Origin of the sequence: Barnesiella intestinihominis YIT 11860 (assembly GCF_000296465.1) — a bacterium.
Taxonomy (GTDB): Bacteria; Bacteroidota; Bacteroidia; order Bacteroidales; family Barnesiellaceae; genus Barnesiella; species Barnesiella intestinihominis.
Map to the genome: position 1 here is coordinate 193,572 of NZ_JH815204.1, position 22,405 is coordinate 215,976.

16 protein-coding genes and 1 tRNA gene are annotated in these 22,405 nt (G+C 40.1%); 9 read left to right on the plus strand and 8 right to left on the minus strand.

What is annotated here, in order from left to right; translation table 11 throughout:
• Position 1 precedes the first annotated feature (1 nt).
• From HMPREF9448_RS05510 to HMPREF9448_RS05540, 7 genes are all read left to right on the plus strand, one after another.
• Positions 2-2,227: a GH92 family glycosyl hydrolase gene (locus HMPREF9448_RS05510; RefSeq protein WP_008861612.1), complete on the plus strand. Its 2,226-nt coding sequence runs from the start codon at positions 2-4 to the stop codon at positions 2,225-2,227.
• Positions 2,228-2,236: 9 nt separating this feature from the next.
• Positions 2,237-4,216: a glycoside hydrolase family 97 protein gene (locus tag HMPREF9448_RS05515; RefSeq protein WP_008861613.1), complete on the plus strand. Its 1,980-nt coding sequence runs from the start codon at positions 2,237-2,239 to the stop codon at positions 4,214-4,216.
• A 45-nt stretch (positions 4,217-4,261) separates the two neighbouring features.
• Entirely contained in the window at positions 4,262-6,367 is a 2,106-nt protein-coding gene (locus HMPREF9448_RS05520) for a right-handed parallel beta-helix repeat-containing protein (RefSeq protein ID WP_008861614.1), read from the plus strand.
• Positions 6,368-6,445: 78 nt separating this feature from the next.
• Positions 6,446-8,704 carry an endo-alpha-N-acetylgalactosaminidase family protein gene (locus HMPREF9448_RS05525; RefSeq protein WP_008861615.1) on the plus strand — a complete coding sequence of 753 codons (2,259 nt, stop codon included), beginning with the start codon at positions 6,446-6,448 and terminating at the stop codon, positions 8,702-8,704.
• Between the two features lie 74 nt (positions 8,705-8,778).
• Positions 8,779-10,743 (plus strand): endo-alpha-N-acetylgalactosaminidase family protein, encoded by a 1,965-nt coding sequence (locus tag HMPREF9448_RS05530; RefSeq protein WP_008861616.1) that lies wholly within the window; start codon positions 8,779-8,781, stop codon positions 10,741-10,743.
• Between the two features lie 5 nt (positions 10,744-10,748).
• Positions 10,749-11,084, plus strand: a complete 336-nt coding sequence (locus HMPREF9448_RS05535; RefSeq protein WP_008861617.1) for a glycosyl hydrolase family 28-related protein — start codon at positions 10,749-10,751, stop codon at positions 11,082-11,084.
• A gap of 150 nt (positions 11,085-11,234) precedes the next feature.
• Positions 11,235-11,936 carry a GDSL-type esterase/lipase family protein gene (locus HMPREF9448_RS05540; RefSeq protein ID WP_040296076.1) on the plus strand — a complete coding sequence of 234 codons (702 nt, stop codon included), beginning with the start codon at positions 11,235-11,237 and terminating at the stop codon, positions 11,934-11,936.
• 147 nt (positions 11,937-12,083) lie between these two features.
• On the opposite strand, the gene HMPREF9448_RS05545 is transcribed toward HMPREF9448_RS05540, so the two are convergent.
• The 5 genes from HMPREF9448_RS05545 to HMPREF9448_RS05565 form a co-directional block, all read right to left on the minus strand.
• Positions 12,084-12,154: transfer RNA gene (locus tag HMPREF9448_RS05545), tRNA-Gln, on the minus strand.
• A 93-nt stretch (positions 12,155-12,247) separates the two neighbouring features.
• Positions 12,248-12,973: a lysophospholipid acyltransferase family protein gene (locus tag HMPREF9448_RS05550; protein ID WP_040296077.1), complete on the minus strand. Its 726-nt coding sequence runs from the start codon at positions 12,971-12,973 to the stop codon at positions 12,248-12,250.
• 144 nt (positions 12,974-13,117) lie between these two features.
• Positions 13,118-13,828 (minus strand): response regulator transcription factor RprY, encoded by a 711-nt coding sequence (rprY, locus tag HMPREF9448_RS05555; protein WP_008861620.1) that lies wholly within the window; start codon positions 13,826-13,828, stop codon positions 13,118-13,120.
• 2 nt (positions 13,829-13,830) lie between these two features.
• Complete coding sequence (locus HMPREF9448_RS05560) at positions 13,831-15,375, minus strand: sensor histidine kinase (protein WP_008861621.1); 1,545 nt, start codon at positions 15,373-15,375, stop codon at positions 13,831-13,833.
• 242 nt (positions 15,376-15,617) lie between these two features.
• Positions 15,618-17,777 (minus strand): elongation factor G, encoded by a 2,160-nt coding sequence (locus HMPREF9448_RS05565; protein WP_008861622.1) that lies wholly within the window; start codon positions 17,775-17,777, stop codon positions 15,618-15,620.
• A gap of 147 nt (positions 17,778-17,924) precedes the next feature.
• On the opposite strand from HMPREF9448_RS05565, the gene hemW reads away from it, so the two are divergent.
• Positions 17,925-19,055 carry a radical SAM family heme chaperone HemW gene (hemW, locus tag HMPREF9448_RS05570; protein WP_008861623.1) on the plus strand — a complete coding sequence of 377 codons (1,131 nt, stop codon included), beginning with the start codon at positions 17,925-17,927 and terminating at the stop codon, positions 19,053-19,055.
• A 95-nt stretch (positions 19,056-19,150) separates the two neighbouring features.
• Here the strand turns inward: hemW and HMPREF9448_RS05575 are convergent, their stop codons facing one another.
• The 3 genes from HMPREF9448_RS05575 to HMPREF9448_RS05585 all read right to left on the minus strand — a co-directional run bounded on the left by HMPREF9448_RS05575 (position 19,151) and on the right by HMPREF9448_RS05585 (position 21,369).
• Complete coding sequence (locus HMPREF9448_RS05575; protein ID WP_008861624.1) at positions 19,151-19,822, minus strand: DUF2490 domain-containing protein; 672 nt, start codon at positions 19,820-19,822, stop codon at positions 19,151-19,153.
• A gap of 2 nt (positions 19,823-19,824) precedes the next feature.
• Entirely contained in the window at positions 19,825-20,298 is a 474-nt protein-coding gene (gene rlmH, locus HMPREF9448_RS05580) for a 23S rRNA (pseudouridine(1915)-N(3))-methyltransferase RlmH (RefSeq protein ID WP_008861625.1), read from the minus strand.
• A gap of 201 nt (positions 20,299-20,499) precedes the next feature.
• On the minus strand, positions 20,500-21,369 hold the full coding sequence (locus HMPREF9448_RS05585; protein ID WP_008861626.1) for an Abi family protein: 870 nt from the start codon (positions 21,367-21,369) through the stop codon (positions 20,500-20,502).
• A 157-nt stretch (positions 21,370-21,526) separates the two neighbouring features.
• Here HMPREF9448_RS05585 and nadC point away from each other — a divergent pair, with 157 nt between their 5' ends.
• A complete protein-coding gene (gene nadC / locus HMPREF9448_RS05590) occupies positions 21,527-22,375 on the plus strand; it encodes a carboxylating nicotinate-nucleotide diphosphorylase (protein ID WP_008861627.1) in 849 nt (282 codons plus the stop codon).
• Positions 22,376-22,405 lie beyond the last annotated feature (30 nt).

Sequence of the window (22,405 nt, forward strand, 5' to 3'; positions counted from 1 at the left end):
TATGAACAAATATTTTAATATAGCAATTGTAACAGCATTGTCTGTTGCTATTACATCGTTCAAGGGAAATGCGATGTCTGATCTTTCGCAGTATGTCGATCCGTTTATCGGGGTCGATGGCGGCGGAAATGTATTTCCGGGGCCTTGTGTACCTTTTGGTATGGTAAAGGTGGGTCCTGACTGTGGTGGAAAAGATTGGAATGCGGGTTGGGATCGCGATGGGAATATACATGGGTTCAGTAATGTCCATGTGAGCGGGACCGGAGGAGGTTGTAAGTATGGAAATGTACTGTTTGCCCCGATTACCGGGAATCTTGATATGCAAGATTATTCATCTCCTCGAAATAATGAACATGTGGCGTTGGGGCTGTATGAGGTGGATTTGAAAAGATATGGCACATCGGCTAGATTGACGGCTTTGCAGCGTAGTGCAATGCATGAGTATACTTTTCCAGCGAGTGATGATTCAAAAATAATTATTGATTTGGGGAGTTTCTTGTCTTCTCATGAAAGACAATATTTAGTAGGCTCAGAAGTAAGGATTATTTCGGACAAAGAGATCGAGGGATATACTCGGGTTAGAGGAGGTTGGAATATAGGTGAGCCGTACACGGTTTATTTCTACGCTGTGTTTGATACTCCGTCCGATGATTGTGGTACATGGAAGAGCCATCGAGTTGAACCTGGGAAAAGAGAACAATATGATACCAGTGAACCGACAGGTGCTTATTTTTCCTATCGCACTTCTGATAAGCAGAAAGTTACGGTCAAAGTGGGCATCTCTTATTTAAGTACTGGGAAAGCGCGAATGAATTTGTCAGAAATGAATTCGTGGAATTTCGACGAGGTGAGAGCCGCCTGTGTGAGTCGTTGGAACGAGATATTGAACAAAATAGAGGTTAAAGGTAGTGACGAGCAGAAAAAGATTTTCTATACAGCTTTGTATCATAGCTATTTGCAGCCAGTAGACAAGACCGGAGAAAATTCGAAATGGATATCGGACGAACCGTATTACGATGATTACTATTGTATTTGGGATACATTTAGAGCGACACACCCTTTATTCACATTGTTGACGCCTTCTAAACAGGTAGATATGTTGCGTTCTTTGCTGGATATATATCGGTACGAAGGATATGCTCCCGATGCACGGAGTGGAGACGACAATGGCCGGGTGCAAGGTGGATCGAATGTCGATATACTTTTTACCGATGCTTATGTCAAAGGATTGAAAGGTATCGATTACGAATTGGCATTGGAGGCGATGATAAAGAACGCCGAAGTGTCTCCCGGTGATGACGAGCGAAAGGAAGGACGCGGCGGTATCAGTGATTATAATGAGAAGGGTTTTGTATCGACAAAATTCGAGCGCGCGGGGACTCGTACCATGGAGTATGCCAATTGTGACTATGCCATTGCTACATTGGCTCGTGGACTGAAAGAAAAAGAGATTGCCCAAAAGTATATGGAACGTTCCCGAAATTGGCAAAATTTGTGGAATCCCGATGTGGAAAGTTTGGGCTTTAAGGGCTTTGTGTGGCCTCGTTATAGCGACGGCTCTTGGTGGAGCGAAAATGATTATTCGGTTTTTCAAGGTGGAACATGGCCCGATTTCGTGTACGAGACGTTCTCGTGGGAGCTGTCTTTTTATGTTCCGCATGATGTGAATGCTCTCATCGAGAAATGTGGAGGGAAAGAGCAGTTCACCCGGAGGTTGGATACTTATTTTTCTCATGAGAAATGGGATCAACGGTGGTATATGGGGCTGTTCCAAATCTCGAACGAACCGGGATTTTTGACGCCTACCCTATATAATTACGTGGGTCGACCCGATAAAACGGCCGAGGTCGTGCGAAAGACGTTGAAGGAGCGTTACAATACGACGAAAGAAGGAATCCCCGGTAATGACGATTCGGGCTCAATGTCGTCGTGGTATGTCTTTCATGCTCTTGGTTTCTATCCCAATACCGGGCAGGATTTGTATTTGATATCCAGTCCCACGTTCGAGGAGGCTGTTATTCATTTGGAAAATGGGAGAGATTTATCGATCAAGGCGAAGAAAGCCAGCGATAAAAATATCTATGTTCAGTCGGTTAAACTGAACGGGGAGCCGTTGGACGCATGCTCGTTCAAACATACCGATATTGCCAATGGCGGGACATTGGAGTTTGTGATGGGCTCGAAACCGTCTAAGTGGGGAACCGTCGGAGTGGAAAATCAATTATAAGGAATAATTATGAAAAAAGTATTATCGATAGGACTTGCCATGCTGGCATTTTTCCCCATGTGCGTGGGGGCGAAAGAGTTGTTTGTGGATTCGCCGAATGGTAAAATATCGGTTACGGTGAGCATCGACTCCGTGATTGCGTGGAGTGCCTGTTTTGCCGATACCGAAATTATAGCTCCGTCTGAAATTTCGATGACCTTTCGGAATGGAGAGGCGATAGGCCGTAATCCTAGATTGAAAAAGTTTTCTGTCGAAAAGGTCGATGAGATTATCGATGCTGTTATTTATAAAAAGAGAGAGGTGATAGACCGATATAATGAATTGAAAATGCAATTTCGAAATTATAATTTGTACTTCCGAGCATATGACGATGGTGTGGCCTATCGTTGGGAGACAAATTTTAAATCGAAAGAGCCGGTAGCTGTGCAGTCTGAAAAAGCCGAGTTTTGTTTTGCCGGTGAAGACCACGATGTGACGGTAGGGTATGTGAGAGCCAATGAGAAAGATGTTTATTCTCAGTCTTTTGAAAATGAGTATCGAACGATTAATTTGAAAGGTATGTCTGATTTTTGGCCGGCTTTCGCTCCCATTCTCGTGGGGATGCCTAACGGAATAAAGGTGGCGATTACCGATGCTGATTTGATCGACTACCCGGGAATGTTTTTGAAGAAGACGGGAGATACTCGATTGACGGGCGATTTTGCTCCTTTTGTAAAGAAAGAGGTTCAAGGAGGTCATAATAACCTGCAAGCTCTTGTCGAGGAAAGAGCCGATTATCTGGCGGAAACGACCGGAAAAAGGTTCTATCCGTGGAGAGCCGTGATTATAGCCGAGGAAGATAAAGACCTTTTGAACAGCGATATGGTGTATAAACTGGCGACACCTTGTCAAGTGGACGATGTTTCTTGGATAAAACCGGGCAAACTGGCATGGGATTATTGGTGCGCATGGAACATATATGGCGTAGATTTTAGAGCGGGAGTAAACACTGAAACTTATAAATATTTTATTGACTTCGCTTCTGAAAATAAAATAGAATATGTGTTATTAGATGAAGGGTGGGCAATGAGTACCGATATTATGACTCCCGTAGAGGATATCGATCTTCCCGAAATCATTGAATATGCGAAGCGGAAAAATGTCTCTATTTTGTTGTGGGCAGGGTGGTTGCCTTTGGACCAAAAGATGGACGAAGTGTTGAAACACTATTCCGACCTTGGAGTGAAAGGTTTCAAGGTGGATTTCATGGATAGGGACGACCAACGTGTAGTGAATTTTTGCACACGGTTGGCGAAGAAAGCAGCTGAATATCATTTGCTTATTGATTTGCATGGGTGTTATAAGCCTACGGGATTACAGAGGACTTACCCGAATGTTATCAATTTTGAGGGCGTTTATGGTCTGGAATATTTGAAAGGGGATTATCCTGATATGCCTCGAAATGATGTGACCATACCTTATTTGAGGATGCTGGCTGGGCCGGTCGATTATACGCCGGGGGCGATGGTCAATGCTAACAGGGAAAGCTATAAAGGCATTTGGGGAACACCTATGAGTCAAGGTACACGTGCGCATCAAGTTGCTTTGTATGTAGTGTTTGAAGCTCCGTTGGTTATGATGGCCGATAGCCCTAACAATTATAGAAAAGAACAGGAGACAACCGATTATATAGCACAACTTCCTACGGTATTTGATGAAACCGTTTCCCTTGCAGGGAAAGTCGGTGAATATGCGGCGGTTGCGAGAAGGAAAGGCGATAAGTGGTATGTTGGAGCTATCACGAATTGGGATAAACGGGAAATATCTTTGGATTTCTCTTTTTTAAGCCAGGGATTGTGGAAAGCTGAAATTTTCAAGGACGGGATAAATGCCGACAGGAACGGGAACGATTACAAAATAGAGGAACAAAATATCGTGTCTGGGAAAAAATTGAAAGTAACGATGGCTCCGGGTGGAGGTTGGTCTGCCATAATTTCCCGAATCAATTGAATGATTTTAATTATTTAATATTAATCCTTAAAAATAAGATTTATCATGAAAAAGGTAAAATTACTGATTTCGTCATTGAGTCTTGTTGCAATGAATGTATTTGCGACAGACGTGTATGTTACGGTTTCCGGAGCAGGAAATGGTAGTGGTAGTGATTGGGCTAATGCAAAAAACGACTTGGGAGAAGTTCTCTATAATGCTTCTGCCGGGACGACGGTTCATGTCGGAGCCGGAGTTTATAAACCGACAGTAGATTACAAGGGTAATTCTACCGCACCCAATATAGAGAAGCGGTTTAAGTTGTCAGGCGGTGTTACGGTTTTAGGTGGTTATCCATCTACCGGTGGAGCGGAACGGAATGTACAAGAAAATGAGACTATATTAGATGGTGCTATTAATGATACCGATACGGTCTATACGATTGCTTATGGTTTATTGGGTGAGCAGGATATCGTAGTTGATGGCTTTATTTTCCGTCACGCTACGGGGCGGATGTCGGGACCTGATAACGATTATATGGGCGATTTTTCTGGCGGTGCCGGGGCGATAGTTGTTTTGGGTGGTACTCCGATTCCCGATGCAACTTCTCCTGCTGGAAGTGGATTAACACTTATAAATTGTGTATTTGATGGATTCAAAGCAAAATGGGGTGGTGCTATTAAGTTGCAGAAACCCGATCAGTCAGCAAATCCCAAATTAACTTTGACTAGTTGCTCGTTCTTTAATAATATAAGTGGCCAGAACGGGGGAGGAGTCCTCACCTATAATTGGGACGTAGATGTAGAAAACAGTACTTTCGAGGGAAATTTTGGAGGTAGTGGAGGTGCGATAGCATGTTTTGGAAGTATGATAGTCAATGCAACAGAAAGTACATTTAAAGGAAATTCATGTAGTAGTAATGGGGCTGGTATATTATGTTATGCAGAAGAACAAGATGCCGGAAGTGAAATGACTGTTAGGAATTGTGATTTTATAGAGAACGATGGTTGGGACGGAGTCGGCGTTTATTCGAATAAATCATCGAACTGTGTAGTAGAAGGTTGTACATTCGATAAAAATACAGGAGGTGGAGCTGGAGCCGTTCGTTTAGATGGTACGTTTACAATTACCGACTGTGTTTTTAACGGCAATGAAATTAACGCTCATCCCGGAGGTTGGTTCGATGGAAGCGTAGGGGCTATAAGTAATTGTATATATACGAATAATAAAAGTGCAGCCGGGCAGAATGGAGTTATTTTTAAAGTTCAAATGGGTGAAGAAATAAATGTAACCAATTGCTATGCTACGGGAAATTCTGGAAAATCTATCGCCGGTATAGGTTGGGGATCGAGCGGTTTAATGAAAAATGTTTCCATTGTAAATAATACAGGCACAGCGATTGCTTTTCAGGGAGCAGCTTATACGTGTCAAAATATGACGATTAGTGGTAATTCCTCTCCGACGAATGGCGGTATTATTGATGGTAGTTGGGAAGGGGCTTCATCTATCAGTATCTATGACTGTACGATTGTAGGTAATTCTTCGGCTGATGGACAGAATGCCATGTATATATCGGGAGGAACTGCGACAATAGATTTTGATAATTGTATTTACGTGGAAAATGGAGATAAAGATGCTGATTATGGTACTGTTTTTGGTTCTTTTGTGCGTAACTATTGTATTTGGGACGATACTCGATATGGTGAAGGCCGGTTCTATCCGTTGGATAGTCCATTCACAGTTGGTACTTATTTAGCTCCTATTGCAGAAGTGGATGGGCAGTATGTTCATTTATTAACGGGTGAAAATAATCCTGCCGTAGGAAACGGATCTCCGAATTCTTCCAATACAGAAGACCAAACAGGAAGAATGCGCCCAGCATCCCCATCAATAGGAGCTGTTGAATATAGAGACGGGTCGGGTATCGATGCTGTGGAACAAACTCAGTTGAATGTGTATCCATCGGTGACTACTGGACAGTTGGTCGTAACGAATCCTTTTGCCGGAACAAGTACGCTTTGTGTTTATTCTATTGATGGATCATTGGTAAAAAGGATAAATTTAGGTATCGGAGATAATTTGTTGAACTTCTCTGATTTGGGAAATGGAACTTATCTTGTATCACTTCATAATGGGGCGACTGTGGTAACATCGCGTATAGTTAAGAGATAAGTTCGTTTTTGTAACCTGTGTCATTGAGTGAAAGTGTCTCTGTGACACAGGTTTTGTATTTTATGTAATTGTTTAATTATGAATAAATTGAAATTTATTGTAGTCGGCTTTTTTGTCGGGCTTTCGTTGTTTTTATCACAAGTTAATTCGGCTGGGCTAACATACAATTATCCGTTATATCCTTATTCGAAAGATTTGTCTCAGACATTGACTTTTAAAGTCATGTTACGTTGTGCTCTTCCTGATCAAATATCCAATTTGGATATGTCTTTGGTTGCTAATTATTTAAGGCAAATAGATTGTATTACAAGAGGAATTCCCAAGATCGTCGTGTTAGGAGGTTTCCAGCAGAATGGACATGATCATACTTATCCGTGGTGGGCTCCGGTAGATGATAGTTTTACAGCTCCGGGTCGTAGGAAAGGGAAAGAAGCTTTGATATGGTTGATGGAAGAGGCTAAAAAATATAATACGACTTGTACTTTCCATGTGAACCCGTTTGATGCATATATGGATTCAGAAAAATGGAATTTTTATGAAGAAAATGACTTGTTGTGCAGAAATACAGACGGTTCTTTGGTAAAGGGTGATATTTGGTGGGATCGCCAAAGCTATTTTGTCAATATGGTAAATGAATGGAATGCTGGGGTGACAAAGAAACGTATAGATGCATTTTTAAATGAATTACCTTTGGTTAAAGAAACCGGAGTTTTATATTTCGATAATTTGACTCAATATCCGGCCAGTCCTAAACATCGGGTGACTCGTGCCGACCAGATAACTGCAATAAAAAAAGCTGCTGAATATTTAAAGGAACAGTATAATATACAGTTGATAGGAGAGTACGCAGATGTGAATTTGTATGGGTTTGATTGTTTAGGTGTAACGTGGGATTGGAATGCCTCTTTAAATATCGATCAGATGGAGGTTCCAGCATATGTAGCTTGTGGAGGACGTAATATATGTCACGATGATTTATTAGGTGCTACTAATGATATCAGTAAACGGAGATTACAAGTTTTTGGTTCGAGTATCCAGTTAGAGGATATTCAATTTCAACAAGATGTTTCGAAAGTGGTAAGGGAGTTTACACATCATACTTTGCCCTATTTTTATATGAATCGTTTATTGAGACAAAATTTAAGCACAAATGGATATGAAATGACTCTTTCTCTCTCGGATAGTGTGGATAGCAGATGGGAAGGTGATAATGTTCATAGACTATATCGGGATAGAAAACTCATGAAAGAAAATTATGATGTGTTTATTCCGGTATATTGGGTAAATCATCTTGAAATTATGGCGTATTCATATCAAGGAAGACGGGGTAAGTGGAGTTTGCCGAGAGAATGGAAAGGTATAGAGTCTGTTGATATATATGAGTTTAATTCTTCTTATTATGACCTTGAATTAAAAGATTCGAATATTGCAATTACAGATAATCAAATCGATTTGAATCTTGAAGCTGGAGTGGCCCAAATATTGGTCCCTGCTGGAACCGATGTTCATGACGGAACGATTTATGATAATCCGGCTTCTGGAGAGATCGATTTTTTAGGGGAAGATTATGAGACACAGGGGGATTGGAAAGACAAGTATGGCAGCCTTGGTTATGATGTATTCGGAGCGTCGAAAGTGTTGTCAGATGGTATTCAATTGGGATATATAGGTGATAATCTCGATGTGTATAATACAAATAGTTCTCGTCGGATAGCATTACAGACTCCTGAGGAAGATGGGAAAAGAATAGAGGCGGTACGGACATCGAAGTTACATCAGATAATCGATGTGCAAACGGCTGAAAAAAGAATGCTTTCGTTGTATATTGCCGATTATAAAGACAGAAATTGCCAAATGGTAGTTGATGTTATCGATGCCGTGACAAAGCGAATATTGCATTCAAAATTAATCAATTCGTTTCAGTCGGGAATATATCTGAGATATAATGTAAAGGGACATTTACAGTTCCGGTTTACTCGTTTCTTTTATGATGGATACGGAAATCCCGATTATCCGGTATGTAGTGCAGTATTTATAGATGAAGAAGGGGTATCAGGTAAAGAGAATATTCGTTGGAAGGAGGATAATCTGAGGTGTTATCCTTCTGTATTTCGAGATGATTTGACAATCGAGGCTGATGTTTTTACTTCTCCAAAAGTACATATCCAGATACATTCGATAGCAGGGAATTTATTATATGATAAGGTATTTGACGTTTCTGATAACCGAGTGCGGGTTTGTTTGGATAAAGGCGAATTGGGAAGTCAAAATGGAGTTTGCATTGTATCTCTTGTAACAGATAGGTCGGTTTTAAGGAAAAAGGTCGTATGTAGATAATCCTGTTTTTGGGGAATGAATTAGATGTAGAATTATGCCAATTTTATAAATGATTAATTATTAAAATAAAAAAGATGAAATCTGTAAAAATATTATTGTTGTCTTTACTGTTGTTATCACCCTTATCGATGTACCCGATTGGGCTAGATTACCAGTATCCGCTTTATCCATATAAGAGAGATTTATCTCAAACTTTGACGTTTAAAATCATGTTACGATGTGCTTTGGAAAATGATCATCATAATTTGGATTTGGGGGCGGTCGCTAAATATTTGCAACAGATAGACTGCATTTCTCGTGGTCTACCCAAAGTTGTGATATTGGGTGGTTTTCAACAGGGAGGCCATGATCATACTTATCCATGGTGGATGCCAATTGATTCTACTTTGTACGCGCCTGGCGGATTAAAGGGGAAGGATGCTTTATTATGGCTGATGAATGAAGCGAAGAAATATAATACAAATTGTACTTTCCATGTAAATCCATTTGACGCTTATATGGATTCGCCTATGTGGGATATGTATGTGAAGAAAGATTTGTTATGTCGAAATGCCGATGGATCTTTGGTGAAAGGCGATGTTTGGTGGAATCGTCAGAGCTATTTCGTCAATATGGTAAATGAATGGAATGCTGGGGTGACTAAGCAACGGATCGATGCTTTTATAGAACAAGTTCCTTTGGTTAAAGAAACCGGAGTACTATATTTCGATAATGAGACACAGTATCCACCTAGTTTATATCATTATGTGACAAAAGAAGATCAGATATCGGCTATAAAGAAGGCTGCGGAGTATTTGAAAACCGAATATGGTATTCAGTTAATCGGTGAATATGCCGATACCAATCTTTATGGAGTGTGTTCGTTGGGTGTTACATGGGATTGGTGGGCTTCGTTGAATATTAATCAAATGGAAGTCGCTCCTTATATTGCATGTGGTGGTAGAGACGGTACTCATGACGAGTTGTATGGGGGACAGATAGATTTAACAAAACGAAGATTTCAAGTTTTTGGGGCGAGTGTGCAACTAGAAGATACTCAATTTCAGCGTGATCCATTCAAGGTTGCGAGAGAACTTTCACATCACACATATGTTTATTTTTATCTGAATCGATTGTTGAGATTAAAGTATGAGACTAGGGACACATTAGGGATAACATTGACTTTATCCGATAATGTTGTTAGTAAATGGGATAATGACAATGTTCATCGTTTATATAGAGATGGATATTTGATGAAAGAAGGGCATGATGTATTTGTTCCTGTATTTTGGGTAAATCATCTCGAAATAATGGCTTATTCGGTAAAAGGAAGAACGGGGATATGGCATTTCCCGAGAGAATGGACCGGAATAGAAAAGGTCGATATTTATACGTTCAATGAGGATTTTACGGGGCTAAGATTATTGGAACAAGATAGAAAGATAAATAAAAATCAAATTTACCTGTCGCAAGAACCAGATAGAGCTCAGATCATAGTTCCTGCTGGAACTGATATGACAGATAGATCGACTATTTATTCTAATCCGCCGTCGGGAACAGCGACGTTTATTTGTAAAGATGTTGAAACTCATGGCAATTGGAAGAGGAAGTATGGGAAAAAGGGATATGATATATTCGGCCATTCTTCAAAATTACCTAAAACTTGTATGCTGTCCTATATAGGTGATTCTCTTAAAGTGTTGGATAACAATAGTACTCGACCTGTCTCTTTGCAGAAAGTAGAAGGAAAAGGACGGATTGAAGCAGTTAGGACCTCGGTTCTTCATCAATTGATCGATGTTACTGTGGAGGAAAATACAAAAGTGTCGTTATATTTTGCAGATTATAAGGAAAAAAATTGCCAGGAAGTGGTTGATGTGATAGATGTCAATACAAAAAGAATATTAGCATCTTATCTTCTTAATAATTTTGAAGAGGGAGTTTATCTATCATTTGGTGTGTCGGGAAATGTTCAATTCCGGATTACTCGTTTCTTTTATGACCATTATGGAAATCCTGATTATCCAGTGTGCAGTGCTATCTTTTTCGATAAAGAATGAATGTTATGAAATCGGTTTGTGTTTATTTGTTTCCCTTGTTGGTTTTAACTTGTTATTCGCAAGAGAGAAGTAATGTTGGAGAATATAATATATTGGATTATGGAGCAAAGAAGGATTCTTCGTTTCTTAGTAGTGAAGCTATTAATCAGGCAATAACAGATTGCTCTGCTAATGGAGGTGGACGTGTAGTGATTCCTGCTGGGAAATATAAATCGGGCACTATTTTAATGAAAGATTATGTTGAGTTGTATTTTGAACCGGGCTCTTATTTGTATGCCAGTATAGATCCGAAAGATATTTGTCGTCAGCCTCAACCGGAGTATCGTTCAGAAAAAGAATAAGGTGGGTGTATGTTTCGATTTTGATACAGATAAAAAAGATGTATTGATGAAAGATGTTAAACAATATAGTATTGATAAAAATATAGATATAGAAGAATGATATGTAGTTTATGTATTAAATTGTAATAAGACGATTAGATTTTGAAAATGATGAAGAAGATATTGCTTTTTGGGGTAAGTATTCTATTCTGTATGGTAGAATTTTATTCATTCTCACAAGATAACGCTCAAAATTGGGCTAATTTTAAGCATTATGCAGAGCAAAATAAGCTTTTGAAAGCAACTGTTATTGTTCCTAAACGAGTGGTATTTATAGGAAATTCTATAACGGAAGGCTGGGTGAATCAACATCCTGACTTTTTTAAACAGAATGGATATGTGGGTCGAGGCATAGGAGGACAAACATCTTATCAAATGTTGTTACGTTTCCGTGAAGATGTAATAAATCTTTTACCGGAAGTTGTCGTTATTAATGCTGCAACTAATGATATTGCCGAGAATGCAGGGGCTTACAACGAAGACTATTCTTTTGGAAATATTATTTCTATGGTAGAATTGGCTCGAGCTAATGGGATAAAAGTAATTCTTACTACGACTTTACCTAGTTCGAGTTTTAGCTGGAATCCGTCTATCAAAGATGCCACTCAAAAAATAACAGCGTTAAATAAGCGCTTGGCTACATATGCGAAAGATAGGCAGATACCTTTTGTAGATTATTATTCTAATATGGTTTGTATTTCCAATGGAGATCAGTTATCTAAATACACGAATGATGGAGTGCATCCTAATTCACAAGGATATGATGTGATGGAATCTTTAATAAAACCAGTCATAGATAAAGTTTTAAATTAAATCCTGATTTGATAAGAATAACGCAAGATTAGTAAATGAGGGTTACCATTTATATATTAGGCCTCAAAGACCGTATGTTATAACATAAGTGCTTGATTAATAGATATAAAAATAGGGGCTAGCATTTTGCTAACCCCTTACTTTTTGTTGTCCGGGAAGGATTCGAACCCTCACAGGCGGAACCAGAATCCGAAGTGCTACCATTACACCACCGGACAAATTTGTTTTGCGAGTGCAAAATTGCGAATTTATTTTGGGACGGCCATTGCGAACCTTGAATTTTTTATTTGGTTTAATCTTTTTTTACATATCTATCCTTTCAATGGCAATGCCGATTCTATGACAGCGTATGATTTTTTCATGAGGTCTTCTATATCATGCCCTTTATTTTCTTGGGGATAGATGGGGGGGTGGATCGTTAAAATGATTTTTCCGGGTTTAAAATTGTAGGTTGTACGGGGCATAACGGCAAATGCTCCATCAATAGTGAGCGGTGCGACCGGTAAGGAAAATTCAACGGCGAGTTGATATGCTCCTCGTTTGAATGGTCTCATGGCTCCTGTCCAAGTGCGTGCTCCTTCGGGGAATACGACAAGCGACATACCGTTTTGTAATGTCGTTTCGGCTTTTTGCAGGGTTTCTTTTAGTCGGCCCGGAGTACTGTTATCGACGAATATGTGGCCGGCAGCAGCACAAGCGCTGCCTACAAAGGGTATATTGCGCAGGCTTTTTTTCATCATCCATTTGAAATTGTGGTTTAAGTATCCGTAGATGAGAAATATGTCATAGGCTCCTTGATGGTTTGATACGAATACATAAGATGTGTTTTTATCGATGTTTTCTCGGCCTCTAACTTCTATTTTGACAAGAGAGAGAATGCAGAATAGTCGGGACCAAATGTGTGCTGGGTAATATCCCCAAAAGTTTCCATTGCCCAACCGGCATCCGATAAGGGTCGTCAATGCTGTGAGAATGGTGAGTATCAGCAATATGGGCATGGCTATGAGCCATTGATATAGGAATGTGATAATGCGTATCATTGTTCGATGCTATTTTCGTCGTTTACGGGACAAAGGTAATGAATTTGCAGTAAATCGCATTATTTGCAGGCGCTTTTGATGTGGGAATATAGAAAAGGCGACTCAATAAGCCGCCTTTTCTATATTCCTAAACGTTGTAGTTTATTTGGTTTTTGCTTCGACATCTGGGGCAATGAGCTTGTACCCTTTTCCGTGAATATTGATAATTTCAATTGATGGATCGTCTTTGAGATGTTTACGAAGTTTGGTAATGTAAACGTCCATGCTACGAGCGTTAAAGTAATTATCGTCTATCCAAATAGTTTTGAGGGCGAAGTTTCGCTCCAAAATTTCATTGACGTGAGCACAGAGCAGACTGAGCAATTCGGACTCTTTGGTGGTGAGTTTAGTACTCTTATCGTCGATTGCCAATACTTGTTTCTGGGTATCGAATGTAAACCGTCCGATCTTGTACATCGTAACTTCTTTTCCTTTTTTACCTTTTACACGACGTAAAATGGCTTCGATACGGAATACCAATTCTTCCATACTGAATGGTTTGGTAATGTAGTCGTCTGCTCCGATTTTGAATCCTTCGAGAATATCTTCTTTCAAAGATTTCGCTGTCAAGAATATGATGGGAACTTCTCCGTTTACCGTACGGATTTCTTGTGCAAGCGTGAATCCGTCTTTTTTAGGCATCATCACGTCGAGTACGCACAAATCGTATTTACCTTTCAGGAATGCTTTGTATCCGCTTTCTCCATCGGAGAAGAGATCGGCCGCATAACCTTTGGCTTGCAAATACTCTCTTAATAACATGCCAAGATTTTCATCATCTTCGCATAATAGAATACGCAATCTTTCTTCCATAATCATTTGTTTTTTATTAGTGGTAGTGTTATTATAAATGTCGACCCTTGATTTATTTCGCTTTCTACTCGAATATCGCCTTTGAGGTCGGTAATGATTTTATGGACGTAAGCGAGGCCCAGTCCGAATCCTTTTACGTCATGGCGATTTCCCGTAGATACGCGATAAAATTTGTCGAATATTTTTTTCAAATCTTCCCGTTTGATACCGATTCCGTTATCTCGAATCGATATTTCTACCTTATCTCCAACGGTTCTTGTACGTATGAAAAGAGATAAAGGTTCTTCTTCCCGTCGATATTTTACGGCATTGTCAAGGAGGTTGAAGATAACATTCGTAAAATGCATTTCATCGACCGAGACAATAGCATCTTCTGCTTCGAGGTCGGCATCGATTACACCGCCGTATTTTTCGACTTTGAGTTTGAATGTGCTCATGACTCCTGCAACGAGGTCGTTGACATCGACGTTGTGTAGTTTCATCAACGTCTTTTGTCTGTCGAACATCGACATTTGCAGGACTTTTTCTACCTGAAATCTCAATCGCTTGGTTTCGTCATTAATGACACCCGATATGTGCTGGAACATAGCCGGACTTTTGGCAACAGAGGGGTCATTAAGCATTTGGGCTGCTAATGATATGGTAGATATGGGTGTTTTGAATTCGTGTGTCATGTTGTTGATAAAATCGTTTTTCATCTCGGTGAGTTTCTTTTGCCGAAATGCCGTGATGATGGTAAACAAGAAGGTTACCAACAGAATGAACGTGAAGGCAAACGAGGGTATCATGAATTTTACCGAACTCGATATATAATCTCTTTTGGTCGGGAAATAGACTTTCAAGTAGTTTATTTTTGCCGGTGGATCATTGGGAAATATTGCTTGTGTGAATAAATTCCCTTCGATTTTGGGATCATATTGATTGGAGCTATATATGATTTTTTCGTTTTTATTGTAAATGGCAAATTGGAACGGAAGGTTCAATCCGTTATTTTCAAATTCTGATTTCAGATAGCTTTCCAATTTTTTGATGTCGATACGTTCCATGACAGGACGGTTACTTGCCTTACTCAGCATATTGAGTATGACTTCGTTCAACAAGCCTTTTTGGTAAAGGTATTGTCCTTTACGGGCTTCCTGCATATTTCGATATGTGCTGATGAGCGTATTATGTTCCTTTTGTCGTGGAGCAGCAGGGGTGATAATCGTACTGGTTTGTTCGCGAAAGGAAAAACTTGCAACCGTTCCATCGGGAGATACGATAGAAAATTGGTGGTGAGTGGAAGCTATGTCTTGTTTGTCTTGCTTTTGCTCATAAGAGGAGAGCATTTTCTTTTCTTCCTCTTCCAGATATTCGTCTAAATAGCGTTGAGTCTCGTCTAGTTCGAGGCTTGTCGATACAGCGTATAGGCTCCTTTTCACGGCTTCGGTAAATTGCTCGTTTCTCATTTTTATCATATTCTCCATGTACATGATTTGTACATAAAGCAATCCGATAAACGTGAGTGCCATAATTACAGCCAGTAGCCAAATTGTCGACTTTTTCATTTTGTTTGCCTCTTTATTTTTTTTCTGTTTAACTTGTCGTGGTGTTTAAATGATTTGTTTTTACATCATTTGTACAAATTTATTATATAAACACCGATTCCACTATTTTTGTTTTATTTTATGAAAACCTATTTAGAAGGTTGGGTTTAACACTTACCGGCAAATTTAACAAATAAATGTTTATTTGCAAAAAAAGCCATTGGTTTTTCCAATGGCTTTTTAATTATTTAACAAAATCGCGGTCACTCGTCTGTCTGTTCGGCCTCGTAAGCTTTAAGTAGTTTTTCTTGAACGTCAGATGGAACGAGCTCATAAGATGCAAATTTCATAGAGAAAGATGAGCGCCCTCCGGTAATCGAACTGAGAGCTGTTGAATAGGAAGACATTTCCTTTAAAGGTACTTTTGCCGTGATTTTTTCAAATCCTTTTTCACTGGACATGCCCATAATAATGGCGCGTCGTCCTTGCAGATCGCTCATGACATCGCCCATGACATCGGCTGGGGTAAGAACTTCGACATCATATATAGGTTCGAGAATTTTCGGTCCTGCGTTTTTAAATGCCTCGCTGAATGCATTACGTCCAGCTAATCGGAAAGATATTTCATTAGAGTCTACCGGGTGCATTTTCCCGTCATAGATACAAACTCTGACATCGCGGGCGTAAGAACCAGTGAGCGGCCCTTGTTCCATACGATCCATCAATCCTTTGACAATAGCAGGAATAAACCGAGCGTCGATAGCACCTCCAACAATACAGTTACAAACCACCAATTTTCCTCCCCATTCAAGATCTATCGTTTGGGTATCGCGTACATTCATACGGAATTCTTGGTTGTTGAATTTGTAAGTGTCGGGTGCTGGCATTCCGTCATAATAGGGCTCTACGATGAGATGTACTTCTCCAAATTGTCCGGCTCCACCCGATTGTTTTTTGTGACGATAATCCGCCCGAGACGCTTTAGTAATTGTTTCCCGATAGGGTATGCGAGGCTCTATGAATTCAACGGCAAGTTTATCGTTATTCTCAATACGCCATTTTAAAGTGCGTAAGTGAAATTCTCCTTGTCCCGAAACAATCGTTTGTTTCAATTCTTTGGATTGTTCTATTTGCCACGTAGGGTCTTCTTCATGCATACGAGTGAGAATCTCACTTAATTTTTCGGCATCGGATTCATTGACCGGTTTTATTGCTCGTTGATATTTGGGAGCTGGGTATTTGATAAAATCGAAATGATAATCGCACCCTTTTGCGTTGAGTGTATTACCAGTGCGCACATCTTTTAGTTTTACCGATGCTCCTATGTCTCCTGCTACAAGTTCTTCTACCGGAGTACGAATTTGTCCGCAAACACAGAATAATTGAGCCAAACGTTCACGTCCGTCACCTCGGTTCACATTAATCAAATCGTCTCCTTGATGTACGGTTCCAGACATTACTTTGAAATAAGATACTTCTCCGATATGGGGTTCGACCGTGGTTTTAAAGCAGTATATACTTGTAGGACCATTGGCATCGGGAGCGATTTTTTCTCCGGCTGTATTTTCGGGTTTGGGCATTTCGGAGACAAAGGGGACTACGTTGCCGAGGAATTCCATCATACGTCGTACTCCCATATCGCGTAATGCGCTTACACAGAATACAGGGTATATGCTGCGTGTGATGAGACCTTTGCGGATGCCTTCCCGCATTTCATCTTCGGTGAGAGAACCTTGCTCGAAGAATTTTTCCATAAGGGTCTCATCGTTTTCAGCAGCGGCTTCAACTAATTTTTGGTTTAATTCCCGGGCTTTTTCCATTTCGCTTTCGGGAATTTCGGATATGGTGGGTGTACCGCCTTCGGGCGACCAGCTATACATTTTCATGAGTAGGACGTCGATCATGGCATTGAACGACGGACCGCAACTAAGCGGATATTGCACTTGTACAATTCGGTTACCGAATGTTTCGTGCATTTGGTTGATTACATTGTCGTAATCTGCCTTTTCACCATCAAGTTGGTTCATGGCAAAAAGAATAGGTTTATTCAGATTTTCAGCAGTACGGAAGATGTTTTGAGTTCCTACTTCGACTCCATATTGAGAGTCGATGACAATTACTCCCGTGTCTGTTACGTTAAGGGCTGTTATAGCGCTTCCTACAAAGTCGTCTGCTCCCGGACAGTCTATAACATTGAGCTTTTTACCTAAAAATTCGGCATAAAAAACTGTGGAAAAGACGGAATATCCATACTCTTTTTCCACAGGAAAATAGTCCGAGACGGTGTTTTTCCCTTCGACGGTTCCGCGACGTTTTATTACACCACACTCGTAGAGCATAGCTTCTGCGAGGGTGGTCTTGCCTGAACCTTTGCTGCCCAATAGAGCAATGTTTTTGATTTCGTGAGATTGATAGACTTTCATGATATTAAAGTTTTAATAAAACAAAAACACTTGGTTACGTTTTAACAAAGCGTTCGCAAATTATGAATTATATTTTTAAAAAGCAATGGTAAGAACTATGTTACAAAACATTGTTTGTGAATCGAAGTTTTGTATTTTTGTCGAGTAATGGCTGGGCTTTATATTCATATACCGTTTTGTGCAAGCCGCTGTGTTTATTGCGACTTCTTTTCCTCGACCGATTTTTCGTTCAAGCGTGGCTATATAGATGCCGTTTGTCGGGAACTTGAATTGAGAATACATGAGCTAAGGGACGAACCTGTTTTTACGGTGTATCTTGGAGGGGGGACTCCGTCCAGTTTATCGCCGTCGGAACGAGGTCGTTTGTTTCGAACTCTTTCCACAGTTGTCGATTGGTCGGTTTGTAAGGAGGTTACTCTTGAAGTGAATCCCGATGATGTGACACCTCTTTTTATAAGTCAATTAAAGGATACTCCGGTTAACCGGCTAAGTATGGGAATACAGAGTTTCGACGATTCGGATCTTGTTTTTCTACGTCGGCGTCATACGGCTCATGCGGCGATGGAGGCAGTCGATAATTGCCTTTGTGCCGGATATGAAAATATCAGTATAGACCTCATATATGGTTTGCCGGGACAGACCGTAGAACGTTGGACGAACAATTTGAGACAAGCCGTAACCTTGAATGTTCCGCATATTTCAGCATATAATTTAATTTATGAGGAAGGTACGGCGTTGTGGAGAATGAGGGAAAAAGGACTGGTGAAAGAGTGTGAGGAAGAAGAATCCTTACAGATGTTCGAGACACTTATCGATGTGTTGGGTTTTTCTGGATATGAGCATTACGAGATTTCCAATTTCGCCCGCTCTGGGCGTTATGCACTTCATAATACATCTTATTGGAAAGGTGTACCGTATCTGGGTTTAGGTGCGGCGGCTCATAGCTACGATGGGAAGAGCAGGCGTATTAATCCTTCCTCATTGTCGGAATATATGGAGGCTTTGCAAACGGGACATGTTGCATATATGGAAGAGAAAGAGACGGTCGATAGTTTATATAATGAATACATACTTACATCGCTTCGCACCTGTTGGGGATTGGATCTGAAAAAACTCGAAGACGACTTTGGGGCTGAGCGCATGCGATATTGCTTGGAACAAGCTCTGGCTCATATCCGTGCAGGGCGACTCGTAGTGACCGACAATATTATGCGCATAACTCGTAAGGGCCTTTTTACTTCCGATGATGTTATGAGCGATTTATTTTGGGTGGATTGAATCTCGAAGATTTTTTAATCTTTCCATTTATCCTTGAATTTGTGGACTCGTTTTTCTGTCCCCCCCAAAGTGTATCGCAAGATGGAATAGGGGGATTATAGTTTCAATTTATAACCTAAGGAGATAAACGTATTGAGCTGTTGGGGTGTCTTACTCATGAGATGTTCTTCTCGAACTTTGCATTCGATGGAATTTTTTTTGTCTATTCGATATTCTACCCCTGCATCATACCATATTCTATCCAATTCTCCTGACTGTTTACCATTCAGAAAAAGAAATATATCGGTATGGATAAACGGAGTCCATCGGGTGTCGGGTATGGTGTAACTGAGAAGTATTTTGTTTCGCCATTTGTTCGATGGTTTGGCCGTCCCTATGGTATAGGTGGACTCAAATCGGGAATTCAGCGATAGGGAGAATCGGTGTACAGGATAGGAAAAAGTGGCTCCCAGTTGATAACGATGACGATTCTTATAAATATTCGGAGCTGTCTGTTGATTCATATAGTAGTACAGCGCATTTAATTTGAGGTATTTCGGGACGGCAGTATAGGAGACGACCGCAATGGGCATGTATCGTTCGTAATATTTACCAAGTGTCCATACGTTTTGCTGTATTTGCAGATTTATCCGATTTATTTGTTTGGATACCGTAAAATTCCACAACGTGCCTATTTCACTGCTGTATTCTTTTGCGTTTGTCGGGAAAGTAAAGAGAGAAAGTGAGATAATGAAGACGGATAGAATTTTGTAATGAAAACAATTCATATTTATTCGTGGTGATAGGGTTCGTTATTGAGAATAGTCATAGCCCGATAGAGTTGTTCGGTGAAGATGAGGCGAATCATCTGGTGAGAAAAGGTCATCTTTGAAAGAGAAATTTTTTCTTGTGCTGCATTGTATATGCGTTGGGAAAAACCATAAGGGCCGCCAATGACAAATATCAAGCGTTTGGCAACGTTTGACATTTTCTTTTCCAAATAGGTGGCGAACTGCGTGGAGGTAAACTCCTTTCCATGTTCATCGAGCAGGACAATGTAATCGCCGGGCAGGAAACTTTTCAAGATGAAATCGGCTTCTCGCTCTTTTTGTTGGTCGGTACTCAGGCTTTTGGTGTTGCGGAGTTCGGGAATGACTGCAATTTCGAACGGCACATAGTGAGCCAATCGTTTGCTGTATTCTTCGATTCCTTGTATAAAATGAGATTCGACTGTTTTCCCGACAACCAATAGCACTATTTTCATAAGGACAAAGTTACGGCTTTTTTGTATTTATCAAAGTTGGATTAGTAGTCTCTTTTACTTCGGCATAGAAATAATAAAGGGATTCAATACGCGTTTGAATCCCTTACATCCTTTTTAGAGTGCAGATATAGTGACTTAAATAGCCTATATGGGCACTTTCAGGGGAACAAAGATAAATCAAAGAATCTCGAATTCCAAATTTTATATGATTATTTTTGTGCAATCGGCTACAATCTTTTTTGTTTCTTGAGATTGTATATTTTTAAAAGTGCTGATAATTTCGTTATTCAGATCTTCTTTCCGGTTCTTTGATATTGTTCCCAAAATATATTTTATCACGGCGATAACGCCATTTATATTGTGGCGACTATCTCTGTCTATATTTGCAGGAATAGCTTTTATGCCTATCGGTATAGATATGTTATAAATACAACTACCATGAGCGCACCGATTCCGAATTACTCGTATGGTATCTAAATAGTTAATGAATACGCCGGTTGAGCATCCATAATGCTGGGCGATTATATATTTTAATCGCTCGCTTTTTATCGATTTATAGAGCGATACGATATTACCTAATGTCATAAATTCAATAGTTTTCCAAGCGGGAGGGTATTTGTCGTCTGGGTATCTTTGGTGATGCCGTTTAATAATGGGATTGTCTTGCATTGCTTTATATACCATGATATCGAAGTTACTAATGAAATCGGATTTCATAATATCGGGATTGGCGAACCATGTTGGAGAGTCTGTATAATAGTTTGATACGGTATATATGATTTGAGTGCGTATATTTACCTCTATTCTATCAAGGGCATTTAGCAATATTCTTCGGAGTTTAGTGTCAAATTCATATAAATCGTATACACTTTTGAATGTCGTCCCTTTTTTTAGCTTGTGGTCTCGATTGTTTATTCGAGGGAATGTTGTTTCAAAAGGAAATGAATAGAACCCCAAGCGGTAGTAACCTATGTCAAGTAGAATTTCTTTTGCTTTTTCTTCATTGTCAAATTCCATTCCATGAGATTTAAGTTTGGCTATTTGTTGGTCTATATTCAGAGCTTTTTTCATGGTACTCAAATTTTTTTGTAAATGTAATATTTTGTAAAGAATTAGTGGGCGGTTTAAAGGTTATATTTTTGATTTTACAATAGAGTCGGGATTAATTTGTAACTTTGCAATCAATTGATAATTGTATTTTTGAGAATAAATGAAAACGTATTGAAAGATGAAAACGAAAGAGCAGTTGATAGATGAATTGATAGATTTGGCTTTTGCCGAAGATATAGGAGATGGTGACCACACTACTTTGTGTTGTATCCCGGATACGGCGATGGGGAAGTCGAGGTTGTTGATCAAGGAGCCGGGTATCTTGGCCGGAGTAGAGATTGCCCGAAAAATATTCCACCGTTTCGATCCCGATTTGAAAATGACGGTTTATATCGAGGACGGGACTGCGGTAAAACCCGGCGATGTGGCTTTTGTGGTCGAAGGACGCGTACAATCATTATTGCAAACCGAGCGTCTTATGCTCAATGTGATGCAGCGCATGAGCGGTATCGCTACGATGACTCACCGGTATGTGAAAAAACTCGAAGGATTGCATACTCGCATTCTCGATACCCGCAAGACAACTCCGGGCATGCGTATGCTCGAAAAAGAGGCTGTGAAGATAGGTGGTGGCGTGAATCATCGTATCGGATTGTTCGACATGATTTTGCTGAAAGATAATCATGTGGATTTTGCCGGTGGTATAGAGAACGCTATCTCTCGTTGTCATGATTATTTAAAGGCCAAAGGCAAGGATTTGAAAATTGAGATAGAGGTGCGTAATTTGGACGAATTGAAAGAGGTTATGCGAGTGGGCGGTGTGGACCGTATTATGCTCGATAATTTCTCGCCTGAATTGACAAGAGAGGCTGTGAAAATTGTGGGTGGGAAATATGAAATAGAGTCTTCGGGAGGTATTACTTTCGATACGATTCGAGATTACGCTGAGAGTGGTGTCGATTTTGTCTCGGTGGGAGCTCTCACTCATTCGGTAAAAGGTCTCGATATGAGCTTTAAGGCTTGTTGAATCATTAGTTTGCTACATAAAATAAACGAG